Below are 14,796 nucleotides of genomic sequence, written 5' to 3' on the forward strand. Positions count from 1 at the left end.
TATGCATGAGTAAATATCAACTGTGCAAGAGTAAACTCCACCGCCCTTTGGAGAAGTGGAATTTAAATTTTCATTTTAGGCTGCAAAGTCATGGACAGGAAAAACATTGATTTTTGAAAAAAAGTTTACTATAATATTACTATTATGCGGCTGAAGCCCATACTCGGAAAAGAGCCCGCCCAAGGCGGTTTGCAAACAGAACACGATAAAAATATTCGTATCTGTACGTCATCAGAGCGAGATGACATACAGATCGTAAAAAGAGTCGATAAAACAATACCAGGAAGGTTGACGCATACAGAATGTATGCTTCTTTCTGGTATTTTTTTGCACTCGTGTCTGGAGTAAAAGTGTGTCATTGCACATGGTTTCAGGACAGAAAAGGGGATAAATTCATGAAAAAACGAACAATAAAAACAATACTGGCAGCTCTGACGGCAGCCGCCATGGTATGTTCCATGGCCGGCTGTTCCGGAAAGGACGCGGGGACAGCGGAAAGCTCCGCATCCGGTTCCTCCGCTGCTGCGGAGAACACAGGCGCGGCAGCAGAAAACGGGAAAGACTCCGTCATCGTTGTCATGGGACCGTCCTCCGAGCCGGAGGCAGGATTTGATCCGGCTTACGGCTGGGGAGCTGGAGAACATGTCCATGAGCCGCTGATCCAGAGCACGCTGACCGTCACAAAGGCAGATATGACGATCGGTTATGACCTGGCGACAGATATGAATGTCAGTGATGACGGGATGACATGGACCGTGACGATCCGCGATGACGTAAAGTTTACCGATGGGGAGAAACTCACGGCGGAGGACGTGGCATTCACTTACAATACACTGCGGGACAACAGCTCGGTCAATGACTTTACGATGTTAAAAGAGGCGAGAGCGCTGGATGATACCACGGTCGAGTTTGATATGAACCGTCCGTATTCGATCTGGCCGTACACGATGGCGATCACGGGGATTGTCCCGGAACACGCTTATGGTCCGGACTATGGAACGAACCCGATCGGTTCCGGCCGCTATATCATGAAACAGTGGGACAAAGGGCAGCAGGTGATCTTTGAGGCAAACCCGGATTATTATGGGGATGCGCCGAAAATGAAGACCGTGACGGTCTTATTTATGGATGAGGACGCAGCGTATGCGGCGGCTCTTTCCGGACAGGTGGATCTTGCTTACACATCGGCGGCATACTCTGACCAGACGGTCGATGGATTTTCCCTTTTTGACTGCAAGACGGTCGATAACCGCGGCTTCAACCTTCCGGTGATCCCGGCGGGGGAGACCGATGAGAACGGCGTGGCGCTTGGAAACGATTTTACAAGTGATGTAAGTGTGCGCCGCGCGATCAACCTTGCGATCAATCGGGAAGAGATGATCGACCACGTATTAAACGGGTACGGGACAGTGGCATACAGCGTCTGCGACCAGATGCCGTGGTATAACCCGGCGGCGGAGACGGATTATGATCCGGATATGGCGAAGGCGATCCTGAAAGAGGATGGCTGGGAAGCCGGAGAAGACGGGATCCTCACAAAAGACGGAGTCCGCGCCGAGTTCACCCTGATGTATCCGACCGGTGATTCTGTCCGCCAGGCACTTGCGGAGGACACGGCAAACCAGTTAAAAGCATTCGGGATCAACGTGACGACCGAGGGAGTCGGCTGGGATACCGCCTACGACCGCGCACAGTCCACTCCGCTCATGTGGGGATGGGGCGCGCACACGCCGATGGAGCTCTACAACATTTACCATACGGCTCCGGGAAAGAAATATGCGGAATATTCCCCGTATGCAAATGTGAAAGTGGACAAGTACATGGATGCCGCTCTGGCGGAGAGCGACCTTGAAAAGTCCTATGAACTCTGGAAAGATGCCCAGTGGGACGGGACGACAGGGATCACCCAGGATGGGGATCTTCCGTGGATCTGGCTTGTGAATATTGATCATTTATACTGGGTGAAGGACGGACTGCAGGTTGCGGAGCAGAAACTTCATCCGCACGGACATGGCTGGTCGATCGTAAACAACGTTGACCAGTGGACATGGAAATAAAGAGAACGGGTCTGTGGATCGGCAGACAGGCAGCGCGGATGTGTCTGATGGTACTCCTTGTGAGTATTCTGGCGTTTGGGCTCCTGGCGGCCTCGCCCATAGATCCGCTCCAGACAAACGTCGGTCAGACCGCGCTCGGCTCCATGAGTCCGGAGCAGATCGCAAGACTCAGAAGCTACTGGGGAACGGATCTTCCGCCGGTGGAGCGGTATCTGAACTGGCTGAAAGACTTCCTTCATGGAAACATGGGAACCTCGCTTCTGTACCGGAGACCGGTGGCGGAAGTCATCGGTGAGAAGGTCTTAAGCTCCGTATGGCTTTTATTTACGGCATGGCTGTTATCTGGCATTCTCGGCTTTTTCCTTGGCGTTCTCGCAGGAAAAAAGCGCGGCGGAGTCATGGACCGGATCGTGACGGGATATTCGTTGTTTGTGGCGAGTACGCCGTCGTTCTGGGTGGCCATGGTGCTGCTCATGGTATTTGCGGTGCAGCTTCACTGGTTCCCGATCGGATTCAGCGTTCCGATCGGAATGGATGCAGGGGCAATCTCCATTGCGGACAGGATCCGGCATGCGGTTCTTCCGGCTGCGGCTTTAAGCATCACGGGAATCTCATCCATCGCCCTTCATACGAGGGAAAAACTCATCGAGGTCATGGAAAGTGATTACGTTTTGTTTGCAAGAGCAAGGGGAGAGTCGGACTGGGCGATCTTAAGACGTCATGGACTCCGGAACATTCTTCTCCCGGCCATGACACTTCAGTTCTCGTCGGTGAGTGAGATCATCGGCGGCTCTGTCCTTGTGGAACAGGTATTTTCCTACCCGGGACTGGGACAGGCGGCAGTGACGGCGGGACTCGGAAGTGATGTTCCGTTACTTTTAGGGATCACAGTCGTGACGGCGGTCATCGTCGCCGCGGGAAATCTTGCGGCAAACATTTTGTACGGTGTGATCGATCCGAGGATCCGGGAGGGGGCGAAGCAGAGATGATGAAAAATCGCAGAAGAAAAAGCTTCGCACTGCTGATCCTGGCAGCTGGACTTTTGGTGTTCGTTGCGGTTCTCGGGAGCTTCTGGAAGGAAGCTGCGATCCAGACCGATTTTACGCGAAAAAATCTTGCGCCTTGTATCCAGTATCCATTCGGAACAGACTGGATGGGCCGGGACATGTTTGTTCGGACGATCGCCGGACTTTCTTTAAGCATCCGGATCGGACTCCTGACGGCGGCGGTCAGCGCAGCTGCGGCATTTCTTATGGGACTCTGCGCGGCTGTGTGCGGAAAAGCGGCGGACAGCATTGTGCAGATGCTCATCGATATCGTGATGGGAATTCCACATATGCTGCTTCTGATCCTGATCTCCTTCGCCTGCGGGCGGGGATTCTGGGGTGTTGTCTGGGGGATCGCGTTCACGCACTGGGCATCGCTCGCGAGACTCATCCGCGGGGAGGTCCTGCAGCTAAAACAGAGCCAGTATGTGAAGATCGCGGAGAAGCTCGGAAAAGGAAAGTTTTATATCGCATTCTGCCATATGGCGCCGAACCTGATCCCGCAGTTTATTACGGGACTTGTCCTCCTGTTTCCGCATGCGATCCTTCATGAAGCCAGCATCACATTTTTGGGCTTTGGGCTTTCCTCGGAAAGTCCGGCGATCGGGGTGATCCTGTCGGAGAGCATGAAGTACCTTGCGATGGGAAAATGGTGGCTGGCGCTGTTTCCGGGACTTTTCCTCGTGGGAACGGTCCTGCTGTTCCATTATATCGGTCAGGCGCTGTGCAGGCTTCTGGATCCGGGCAGTGTTCATGAATAGGAGGCGGAGAAGATGAAGGATACGATTTTGGAAGTGGAGGATCTCTCCGTCACCTTTACACAGTATGACCGCGGTTTTTCGAGACGGACGCTCCATGCGGTGGAGAAGATGGACCTCTCGGTACGTGCGGGCGAGATCGTGGCGGTCGTGGGATCAAGCGGATCCGGCAAGAGTCTGTTAGCCCATGCGATCATGGGAATCCTGCCCTACAACAGCGCGATGGACGGGGAGATCCGGTTTCTTGGAACACCGCTGACGGCGGAACGGGTAAAAAAGCTCCGTGGACATGAGATCGTTTTTGTGCCCCAGAGTGTGTCATATCTTGATCCGCTCATGAAGATCGGGGATCAGATCCGGAACGGGAAAAAGGATCATTCCGTGAAGGAGAAATGTCTGTCGGTGCTAAAGCGCTATGGCCTGGCCCCGGATATCCGGGAAAAATATCCGTTTCAGCTATCCGGCGGCATGACGCGGCGCGTTCTGATCTCCACAGCGGTGATGGAAACACCGAAATTCGTCATTGCGGACGAGCCGACACCTGGACTTCACATGGAGGCGGCAACGCGCGTTATGGGGCATTTCCGGGAGATGGCGGATGACGGGGCAGGAGTTCTTCTCATCACCCACGATCTGGAGCTGGCGCTTTTGACAGCAGACCGGGTCGTCGTGCTCTATGGAGGCAGAGTCATCGAGGAGACGGACGCGGCTGCTTTTCAGAATGAGGAGAACCTGAAACATCCGTACACAAAGGCGCTGTTCCGATCCATGCCGAAGAACTGGAAAAAGGACGGAGAAAACCTCTGCGACACAGGAGAGATCCTGGAGATCATGCGAAAGGAATACGGAAGATGAAGCTGGAAGCGATCGACATTTCTTTTAAATACGGGAAAGGGAGCAGACAGATCCTGGATCATGTAAATCTTTCGGTGGAACCAGGCGAAAAGGTGGGGATCATGGCACCGAGCGGATATGGAAAGACAACGCTTTGTAAGATCCTTGCCGGGTATGAGAGACCGGATCAGGGGAAAGTCCTGGTCGATGGAATGCCGATCCTGAAGATCCGCGGTTACTGCCCGGTGCAGATGGTCTGGCAGCATCCGGAGCTCTCAGTGAATCCGAAAAGGCGCCTGAGTACGGTTCTTGCGGAAGGGGACTGGACGTTTGAGGATCCGGGCAAACGGGCGCGGATCGAGGAAGGCCTCGGGATCCGGGATGAATGGAAAGAACGGTTTCCGGTGGAGGTTTCCGGCGGGGAGCTTCAGCGGTTCTGTATCGCGAGAGCATTGGGGCGAAAGACGAAACTTCTGATCGCGGATGAGATGACGACAATGCTGGATCTGATCACGCAGGGACAGATCTGGGATTTCGTTTTGAAGGAACTGAAACGGCGGGAGATGGGAATGATCGCGGTCAGCCACTCGCCGGAGCTCCTTGAGAAGGTGTGTGACCGTGTGGTGCGGTATCCGCAGGCTGATCTTCGCGGGTGATATTTATAGCCCATATGTGGGCAATGAATTGACAAGCTTTATGAGATTCCGTAAAATGGGGACATAAAAATATGGTTTTTTGATGCGGTGCAGTGGACAACTGCGCCGTTTTGCTTTTTGACAGAAAATTTCAAAGAATATTTTTACAAACGATGGAGGAAAAGATGAGATTTTGTATGGATCTGTGCCTTGCGGTGGTCCTGATCCAGATTGCATGGACCGATATCCGCACGATGATGATACCGGACCGGGTGCTGGTTCCGCTGATGATCCTGGCGGGACTTTCGGTATTTACGGAGCCGGAAATTCCATTTATTGCCCGGCTCATTGGGATCTTCTGCACAGCACTTCCCATGTACCTTGCAAATCTTTTTGTGGACGGGGCATTTGGTGGCGGTGATATCAGGCTGCTGGCAGCCGCAGGATTCTGTCTCGGATGGAAAACATGCCTGATCGGGACGATCACGGGACTTTTTCTTGGAGGACTTCAGTCAGTGGTCCTGCTGGCACTTGGAAAGGTGAGATTCGGAGAGCGGGCGAGGATCCCGTTTGCTCCGGCGCTCTGTATGGGACTATTTGCCGCAAGACTTTTTGAGGATCAGATCGTCTCCCTGTTCTTCTGGGGAACATGGTAGGGGATCCAGAGTAATAAAAGGTGGGATATGTCATGAAAAAGCAAAAGAAACTTGGGACGGCAGGATTAGCTGATTTTTTCCGACAGTTTTCGGTCCTGGTAAGCTCGGGACTTCCGGTTGCCGGGGCACTTGAGATCATGGAAACGGATGAAACAGATCAGAGATTTTCCCGGGCATGCCGGCTTTTCAAGCAGCGGATGACCGATGGAATGGCGATCGGGGATGCCATGGAGGAGACAGGGGCATTTCCGGAGCTGGCAGTCCAGATGATCCGGTCGGCGGAGATCGGAGGTCATCTCGGGAAAACGACTATGAAGCTCTCGGAGCATTATGAAAAAGAACATCGCACGGAAGGAAAGATCCGCAGTGCTATACTGTACCCGAAGATCCTTATCTTTATGATGATATTCCTGGTCCTGTTTGTCTTTCTAGCGATCCTTCCGACGCTGGAACCACTCCTTAAAGGTGTGAAGCTTCCGCTTCTTACGAGAACACTGATGGAGATCAGCCATTTTCTGTATCGATACCGATATTTTCTTCCGGCAGCAGCACTGATCCTTTTCACGGTCTGGAAATTTCTGATCACGAGACCTGTGGTCAGGCTTTTGTACGACAGGATGCTGTGTGCACTGCCGGTCCTGGGAAGACAGGTGAGAACGATCTGCACGGCGAGATTCTGTGAAAACATGTCGAGTCTCTATTCCAGCGGACTGCCGATCCCATCCTGTTTAATGTATACAATCGGGACCATCGGAAACCGCTATCTGGATGGGAAACTCCGGTTGATCATGGAAGACGTGAAAAACGGAATGCTGCTCAGCGAGGCAATCCGGGCGAGCGGCAGTTTCGATAAGAAACTGGCGGCGGTGATCGTCACCGGTGAGGAAGCGGGATGCCTGGAAGATATGTTAAAAAGGCTGGCGGAAAATTATGAACATGAGGCGGATCTGGCACTCACGAAACTGATGAATCTCCTGGAACCGGCGATGATCCTGGTCATCGGCTCACTCACCGGTCTTCTGATCCTTGGGATCATGGAACCGATGTGGAACATGTATGGGAGTATTGGCAGTTGAGAGGAGGAAACCGATTGAAAAAGAACGGACATGAAGGCTTTGTTATGGCAGAAGTTCTGATCACAGTCATGATCGTCATGGTCTTTGGGACTTTACTGTTTTCTTCAGCATCGAGAAGATATGCGCGGGCAGAGCGGAATATCGCGAAAATGGAGGCGAGACTGGCTGCGGAATCGGTCGTGCAGGTGCTGGCAGGGAAGATCCTGAAAGAAGAGTCATCGGAGGTGATCGAAAAACTTGTCTCCAGACACGGTCTTCCGGTGACCGAGGGCGTGGTCTGGGCGGATACGGAGAATGGAGAGTCAGAAAAGATCAGGACTGTCGTGACATCTTTCTGGCGAGAGGATGGCTCTGAACTGGTGCTGCATGCGGAGTGTACGGTGCGGGAGCAGACAGAAAGTGCATCGATCGTTCTCGGGCGGGAACGCCTATCCGTGTATACACCATCCACAGCGGATCGGAAGGAGGAGAACGCGCCATGAAAAAGAGAAAGAAAATACTTTCAGATCACAGCGGAATGACGCTCGTGGAGATATTGACAGCGTTCTTTATTCTGATGCTGGCGTCAAAGGCTGTCGTTTCCTGTATTTCAGGGTATTCCCGCGTGATCGAAAAGAGCCGGGAACTTTCCGCAGCAGGCACAGAAGTGGAACGCCTGACAGGAGATGCGGAATATGCAGCAGCCGCAGAGATCCATCTGGAGATCGGCGGGGAGGAGTTTGTGGAATCCGGATCCTATGTGGAAGAGACGGTGAAAGACAGTGATCGTCCGGTAACCGGTTTTTGGGCGGATCAGGCGGTCATGGAGGAGATTTTTGCAGATGGAGAATAAAAGAGGCGGTTTTACCCTGGTGGAAGTCATGACGGCGATCCTGCTGTTTGGAATGCTGATGCTTCTTATTTTTCCGATGAGGCGGATGATGGTTCGCGTTCTGGAGCGGACAGGGGATCAGGAACATGCGGAAATAATCGGTGATGCCGTTTTCCGGCATGTGACGGACGGATTGCAGACAGGTGCGATCCGGGTCGGGGAGCTGGACGAGCTTTCACTGGATACGTTTTGTGAGGATGATCTCGTGCTGGAAATTTCAGTGGAGGATTCGAGTGAATCCCGCGTATTTATCAGGATCACGGTGTCTGAGGGGGTACGGGTCCTTTATGAGAGATCTGGAAATATTTTTTGTGGGAGCCCCGGACAGCAGCCTTAAATAAGGGATGCCGATGACAAAGAATTGGTTTTTATGCGGTGGCGGTACCGCAGTCCAGACAGTGAAATTTTGAGATAGGGGGAAGTGAAAATGCTGCTTGCATTAGGTGGAGACGGAAGAAATGGAAACAGGGAAGAGAGCGCGGAAAAAACGGAACGGGTTGGAAGAGAGACAGAATCGGCGGTGAAGATCCTGGAAGAACTTCTGATCTTCGGATACCGGAAAAATGCCAGCGATATTCACATGGAACCGTGGGAGGACCGGTTTGTGATCCGGATGAGGATCGATGGAATGATGACGATGGTCCGGGAGTTTGACAAATCCATGTACCAGCCGCTCGTGACGAGAGCGAAGGTCATCAGCGGGATGGATATCGCAAAAAAGAGAGTTCCGCAGGACGGACATTTCCGGGAGACGATCAAAGGGATCCAGCTGGATATGAGAACGAGCGTGATCCCGACGATCTTCGGGGAAAAGATGGTGCTGAGATTTCTGGACAGAAAGACGGAGATCGATCATTGCGGGACATTTGGCATGAATGAAGAAAATTATAAGAAGATGATACAGATCCTGAGGAGTCCGGGCGGGATCCTGTATCTTACCGGACCGACAGGATGCGGAAAGACCACGACATTGTACCTGATCCTGGAATATCTGTTGAGACAGCCGGTAAATATCGTGACGATCGAGGATCCCGTGGAGCGATATCTTCCGGGGATCAGCCAGATCCAGGTGAATGAACAGGCGGGACTTACCTTTGAATCGGGACTCCGCGCGGTTTTGAGACAGGATCCTGATATCATCATGGTCGGCGAGACGAGAGATCCGGAGACTGCGAAGATCAGTGTCCGCGCGGCGATCACCGGTCATCTGGTGCTCTCGACTCTGCACACGAAAAGTGCAGTGGGCGGGATCACAAGAATGGCGGATATGGGCGTGGAGCCATACCTCACGGCGGACAGTCTGTGCGGCATGGCGGCACAGAGACTGGTGAGAAAGGTGTGTCCGCACTGCGCGGAGGCGGTGGAACTCACGGAGGAGGAACAGCGTTTGCTTGGAAGAACGGTGAAAAGTGCAAAACGCGGGCGCGGATGTGAACACTGCCTGAATACAGGATACAAAGGGAGAACTGCGGTCCATGAGATCTTTGTGATGGACCGGGAATTAAAGCGGATGACAGCGGAGAACCGGCCTGCATGGGAGATCGAGGAATATATAGTGAAGACACAGGGAATGCGGACCATGCGGGAAGAGCTGGCAGATCTGGTGTGTGACGGTGTGATCCCGATGGAGGAGTTCCTGCGGACGGTGGAAGTTCGGTAAATACAATATGGAGAAGAAAACGGGATGCGCGCGGCGTGTCCCGTTTTTTCTTAAAAGGAACTTCCGGTGAAATCCAAAGGCACTCCGTGCCAATGGTGCACACTCTTTTTTACATTATCAAATGCCTGTAAACACTGACTTTGCAGGGATTTTTATGAAAACGGATTGGCAAAAATGACGAAAATAGAAAAATATTTTCGTGAAACTGACCAAATAACAGGGGCATGGTTTTACGGATCCGATATGGATTCCGGAAAGGTCCTGTGATATAGTTATGGACAAACAGAGGAATGAACCGTCCGGGACATTCCAGTCAAATCATGACAGATCTTTTTAAAGTCTTAAAAATCTCCGGAAGCAGATGGTGTCTGCTTCATCGAAAAGCCGCCGGCGGCTTTAGCCGGAATATCCAGGAGGAAAAATGAATCGAAGGAAAATGGTAAAGTGGCTTGCTGCTGCAGGTTCTTTTGGCGCACTCGCAGGCTGCAGCGGGGAACTTGTCCCCTATGCGGCGGAGAGACCGATAGAGATCTCGGCAGCGGAGCAGGTGATCCTGCAGGACCGGGAAGCAGGCAGAAGATTCTTTATGGAATCCGTATCTGCTGCAGACCGGGAAGGAAGACAGGAGATCACGGTAACAGGAAGAGAAAGTGCATTTGATACGCTGGTGATCGCGCAGATGTTTCCGGATGTGATCAATATTTCAAAGACAGATCTTGGAACGAGAAGTGTGAACGGTGAGCTGTTTTCGGACTGCCGGATCGGTTTTGAGTGGCGGGGGCGGGCGCCGGATCCCGGAGAAGAGAAAGTGCCCGGAACAGGAGATCAGTTCGGGGATGAAAAAGACCGGGCGTCCTGGAAGATCGGCGATGTGATCCTGCGGAATGTCGCGGGAAAAGTCTGCAGATTCCGCTGCATTGATGATGATTATCAGGATGGAAGCGGAAACTACGGAAAACGCGCGCTGTTTCTGGCGGAGTGTGTGATCCGGTCTGACGTGGAGAGCACATATGAGGAACGGGTCCTGCTTTCGTTCGGGGAGAATAATAATTATAAGAAATCCCGGGTAAGAAAGTGGCTGGGAGAACAGGAGGAGAATACGGTTCCGGATGCGGACTTTGTATACACGGGAACAGTAACCGCATTTACAGGAAGGACGGAAACCGGAGATTTTGCGCAGACCCGGATGGATGGGCTTCGGAGCTGCCGGCTTTCGTATCAGGAATGCCGGGACCGCTTCTTTCTGCTGTCTCTTGAGGAGGCGTACCGGTACCGGGAGGAGATCTGGAACCCGGAAGGAAAGGGAAGTTCTTACAGCAGGGGATTCTGGCTCCGCACACCGGCTTATGAGACAGACGAGTATGGAAATTTTGTATACGGAAACAGGGAATATGTTGTAGATCTGGAAAACGGATGCCTCAGACAGGCGGATGTGTCGGATAGCGGGATCGGAATCTGTCCGGCGTTCTGTCTGCCGCAGGCATAGAGGGGAGAAAATATGAAAAAGAGCAGAAAAAACAGAGGAAGAAAGAGCCGGATGATGTTAGCGGGATTAGGAGTCTGCATGGCGCTCGGAACACCGGTAAAGGGAATGGCAGTTTTAAGAAGCGTGGAGACGGCGGAGGGGAAAATCGCGACTGCGTCGGATGCGTCCGGGAAGATCGCTGTATTCGCGGCGGACGATGAGATCTGGGGTGCGGATGTAGGTGATATGAGCTTCCTGAGTGGAAGATCCGGAGACGGAAGCAAAGAAAAACCTTACCAGCTCACGACAAAAGAGCATCTGATCGGACTTGCGGTTCTCGCGTCCATGGGAATGGAAATTGGAAGCGGGGAGGGAACGTACCCGGGTAATTATAGAGGTGCCTGGTTTGAACTGGGGAAAAATATCGATCTCGGCGGCATGAACTGGATCCCGATCGGTTTTTACCGAACCGGTGCGGATATGCGGGCGGGAAAAGTGAGTCCGTTTGAAGGTCATTTTGACGGAAATGGGAAGACTGTCTCGAATTTTCGCATGTACCAGCCGTCCTGGGACTTTGGAGGACTGTTCGGAATGGTGGAGAATGCGGAGATCACGGATCTTAAAGTAAAGCCGGGACATGTGATCACAGTGAAGGAAAATGGAGGAATTCTTGCGGGCCGGGCAAAGCATTCGGTGATCCGGAATGTGACGGTAAATGGGACACTGAGGACTACCGGCACCGTTGGCGGAGTGACCGCGGATGTTCTGGAAGATTCTGTGATGGAAAACTGTGTTTCCGACCATGTGGCGATCGACGCGGGAAGCGGAAAGGAGATCTTCATTGGCGGAATTGCCGGGCGGGCCTCCGAGTCACTGATCGCGGATTGTGAAGTGAATACTGGGGACAGCCTGAGCGCCAGGATCCAGGGCGGTGGTTATGTTGGCGGAATTGCGGGCTTTCAGAATTCTGCAGATATCTTTAATTCGCATGTGATGGGGACCATCGGCGGAAGCGGTGCCCAGTCTATCGGCGGAATTACCGGAAAATATGCCTCCGGAAAGATCAAAGTGGCGAGATTTGAGGGAACGATCGCGTCCTCCGGACTCGGAAGTGCGGCGCGGGAGGGAACCTTCATCGGAACGCACGATACTGGGTTCCATTTCCGCTATGGTGCGGAGGCTGGCGCGGACGCAGCGTATCTGTTCGCAGACACGGAGGAAAAGATCGCGGCCGGAGTCTGTGGTTCCGGAGTTTCGGATGATAACCGGTTTTCATATGATGCCCATATCGGCTTCTGGAACAAGGGCGATAATTTCTACACATTAGTCCAGGGACAGAATGTAAAGAAAGAGGATGAGCTCTATTTCTACGAGGAACTCGAAAACGGAGTCCTCCATGTCGTGGATACGGAGGATGCGGCGAGACAGGGCCTGTATACTCCGGACCATTTCGCACCAAATTCCGTGGGACGGCCAGTGCGGGGATATCTGCTTTCGGTTCTCCAGGTGGATACGGCGGCAAATTCAGAGAATTTCTACGATGTCGCAGTTCTCACAGCAAAAGGTCCGTCCGCGTACAGTAAAGAATTTCATAAAGCTTACCGGGGTGCAGTGGTGGCCGGGGACACGGTGACAGTCCTCACAGCGCCCAGGAATACGGAGACGGAAAAATTCCAGATGGACGGTGTGCCGACTTATACGGACTCTCTGGGGCGAAGAAGGAAGACGAGCTATCAGACAGGCGGTTCCTACCAGTTTGTGATGCCGGAGCATGACACGGAAGTATCTGCTGTCTATAAGAAGGTGGCTGCAGGCGTGCGGGTGGAGCCTCAGGAATTTGCTTTCAGGGTCACAGAGGAGCGCACCGGCGACCGGATGAACCCGTCGATCACAACGGAAGTGCGGGACAGCGCGGGAAAACTTTTGGCGAGATATCTGAACGGAAAGCCGGAAGCAGGGACAAAGGTCCAGGATGTGAAGATCCAGGCGGTAGTCGATAAGAATAATGATGTCGCTGATGAGGCGGTGAGATGGAGCGTGGACGATGATGAACTGATCCTTTTAAAGAAAAATGATGATGAGGATGAGTCCGGATATACGAAAAAGAGCGCTTCGATCGAGCTGAATCTGAATGCCGGATTTTTTAAGGACATCGTCGGGAAGGCTGAGGCAGAGCAGGCAAAGAAACAGTACCGGTATCCGATCGAGGATACGATTTACGGAAACGGAATTCAGGGTGGACTTGCTGTCCTGACGGCAAAAACGAGACCTGTATCCAGTTTCGAGGAGAAGTCTGTGACGGCAAACTGCAGGATCCCGGTAACCTTCCAGATCAAAGACCGGACGAAGGTCGCGGCGGAAGGAGCATCTCTCAATAAGACGGCTTTAAATTTTACAGTCACCAGAAAACTGACCGGTGACCGGAAAAATCCGCAGGAGACACTCACAGTATCAGCACCGCAGATCCTTTCGGGGACCTTTGCACCGGATTATTTTGACAAAAAAGATATCAATTGGACAGTCGGTGATCATGCGATCATCCAGATGGATGCCGGTTTTGTGGAAGAAGGGATCGCGGACGGCGATTACCGGAACGCGAAGGTGAGCGCCAAAAAGGATACAAGATGGATCCTGGATCTCATGGAAGCAGATGACGCGGCTCATGCGGAACATATTTATGAAAAACGCACCGGATATGGGACCCGAAGCACGGATGTGATCATGGCAGCAAAGGATGCGCTTGGAAATATCCAGTCGGCAGCCTGCAGTGTGAAAGTGGACTTTGTGACGGATGACCAGACGGTGGTGATGCCTGAGGAGATCAGGACGGATCAGGATACGCTGACCTTTGCGCTGACACTTACGAAAAGCGGATCAAGATACAACCCGGTACTTAGCTGGGAGGGCTCGGATGCTCAGAAGATCACGGCAGAACTTGTTCCCGAAGCGGCGCTCAAAGGGAATGGAGACGGAAATTTTGTACTTGAATGGAGATCTCGATCCGGAGCTGTGAAAGCGGAAAACGGAGTGATATCGGCAGATACAGGCGCATCCTGGATCACGGAGGCGATGAAGAAATACCCGTATACGGCGGAAACCACGGATGAGATCACGGTGAAGGCAGGAACTATTGAAAAAAAGATCCCGGTAAAATTGACGTTTAAACTTGTAGACCGGACATGGTCAGGAAGTTCCGGAGGACATTCTTCTGGCAGTGGAAGTACGGGAAGTGTATTGAAAAAGCTGCAGAATACAGGAGAACAACCGAAAGGAAGTATTGCCGGTGAATGGAGAAAAGAAGCAGACGGAAGCTGGCGGTTTGTTTCCGGCGGAAAAACTTATGCCGGTGAATGGGCCTGGATCTACAATCCATACGCAAAAGAAGGTCAGGAAAAAACTTCCTGGTTTCATTTCGCAAGTGACGGCAGGATGCAGACCGGCTGGTTTCTCGACGAAAAGGATGGCAGCTGGTATTACCTCCGGAAGACGAGCGACGGAAACCAGGGAAAAATGCAGACCGGATGGCTGAAAGAGGGAGAAAAATGGTATTACCTTGGACCGACGGGACGAATGACAAAGGGATGGAACTGGATCGACGGAAAATGTTACTATATGGACCAGAAAAACGGACATATGCTGGCGGGCTGTATGACACCGGACGGATATACCGTGGATGATACAGGTGCATGGTGTGTTCACGGGGTTGTGCAGACATTTGGAAAGAAATAATGGCGGGGG

The 14,796-nt window shown here is 52.5% G+C and carries 13 protein-coding genes; all 13 read left to right on the plus strand.

Features of this window, described 5'->3' with window-relative positions; all coding sequences use genetic code 11:
- Window positions 1-395 precede the first annotated feature (395 nt).
- The 13 genes from GPK90_RS01760 to GPK90_RS19340 all read left to right on the plus strand — a co-directional run bounded on the left by GPK90_RS01760 (window position 396) and on the right by GPK90_RS19340 (window position 14,787).
- Window positions 396-2,057 carry an ABC transporter substrate-binding protein gene (locus tag GPK90_RS01760; protein WP_215701986.1) on the plus strand — a complete coding sequence of 554 codons (1,662 nt, stop codon included), beginning with the start codon at window positions 396-398 and terminating at the stop codon, window positions 2,055-2,057.
- Entirely contained in the window at window positions 2,048-3,046 is a 999-nt protein-coding gene (locus GPK90_RS01765; RefSeq protein WP_215701987.1) for an ABC transporter permease, read from the plus strand. The genes GPK90_RS01760 and GPK90_RS01765 overlap by 10 nt, the downstream gene beginning before the upstream one ends.
- A complete protein-coding gene (locus tag GPK90_RS01770) occupies window positions 3,043-3,864 on the plus strand; it encodes an ABC transporter permease (protein ID WP_215701988.1) in 822 nt (273 codons plus the stop codon). The genes GPK90_RS01765 and GPK90_RS01770 overlap by 4 nt, the downstream gene beginning before the upstream one ends.
- 12 nt (window positions 3,865-3,876) lie before the next feature.
- Window positions 3,877-4,716 carry an ABC transporter ATP-binding protein gene (locus tag GPK90_RS01775; RefSeq protein ID WP_215701989.1) on the plus strand — a complete coding sequence of 280 codons (840 nt, stop codon included), beginning with the start codon at window positions 3,877-3,879 and terminating at the stop codon, window positions 4,714-4,716.
- Window positions 4,713-5,351, plus strand: coding sequence for an ABC transporter ATP-binding protein (locus tag GPK90_RS01780; protein WP_215701990.1), 639 nt, complete (start codon window positions 4,713-4,715; stop codon window positions 5,349-5,351). The genes GPK90_RS01775 and GPK90_RS01780 overlap by 4 nt, the downstream gene beginning before the upstream one ends.
- Window positions 5,352-5,515: 164 nt before the next feature.
- Complete coding sequence (locus GPK90_RS01785) at window positions 5,516-5,986, plus strand: prepilin peptidase (protein WP_215701991.1); 471 nt, start codon at window positions 5,516-5,518, stop codon at window positions 5,984-5,986.
- 32 nt (window positions 5,987-6,018) lie between these two features.
- The gene (locus GPK90_RS01790; protein WP_215701992.1) at window positions 6,019-7,062 is read left to right on the plus strand and encodes a type II secretion system F family protein; all 1,044 of its coding nucleotides are present in this window, start codon (window positions 6,019-6,021) and stop codon (window positions 7,060-7,062) included.
- A 14-nt stretch (window positions 7,063-7,076) separates the two neighbouring features.
- Window positions 7,077-7,544 (plus strand): type II secretion system protein, encoded by a 468-nt coding sequence (locus GPK90_RS01795; RefSeq protein WP_118532160.1) that lies wholly within the window; start codon window positions 7,077-7,079, stop codon window positions 7,542-7,544.
- Window positions 7,541-7,894 (plus strand): type II secretion system protein, encoded by a 354-nt coding sequence (locus GPK90_RS01800; RefSeq protein ID WP_118298258.1) that lies wholly within the window; start codon window positions 7,541-7,543, stop codon window positions 7,892-7,894. Before GPK90_RS01795 ends, GPK90_RS01800 begins: the two co-directional genes overlap by 4 nt.
- Window positions 7,884-8,270: a type II secretion system protein gene (locus GPK90_RS01805; RefSeq protein WP_215701993.1), complete on the plus strand. Its 387-nt coding sequence runs from the start codon at window positions 7,884-7,886 to the stop codon at window positions 8,268-8,270. Before GPK90_RS01800 ends, GPK90_RS01805 begins: the two co-directional genes overlap by 11 nt.
- A gap of 90 nt (window positions 8,271-8,360) precedes the next feature.
- Complete coding sequence (locus GPK90_RS01810) at window positions 8,361-9,593, plus strand: GspE/PulE family protein (protein ID WP_215701994.1); 1,233 nt, start codon at window positions 8,361-8,363, stop codon at window positions 9,591-9,593.
- A 421-nt stretch (window positions 9,594-10,014) separates the two neighbouring features.
- Window positions 10,015-11,079, plus strand: a complete 1,065-nt coding sequence (locus GPK90_RS01815; protein ID WP_215701995.1) for a DUF6273 domain-containing protein — start codon at window positions 10,015-10,017, stop codon at window positions 11,077-11,079.
- A 12-nt stretch (window positions 11,080-11,091) separates the two neighbouring features.
- The gene (locus tag GPK90_RS19340; RefSeq protein ID WP_275950553.1) at window positions 11,092-14,787 is read left to right on the plus strand and encodes an N-acetylmuramoyl-L-alanine amidase family protein; all 3,696 of its coding nucleotides are present in this window, start codon (window positions 11,092-11,094) and stop codon (window positions 14,785-14,787) included.
- Window positions 14,788-14,796 lie beyond the last annotated feature (9 nt).

Origin of the sequence: Clostridium sp. MCC344 (genome assembly GCF_018785365.1) — a bacterium.
Taxonomy (GTDB): Bacteria; Bacillota; Clostridia; order Lachnospirales; family Lachnospiraceae; genus Pilosibacter.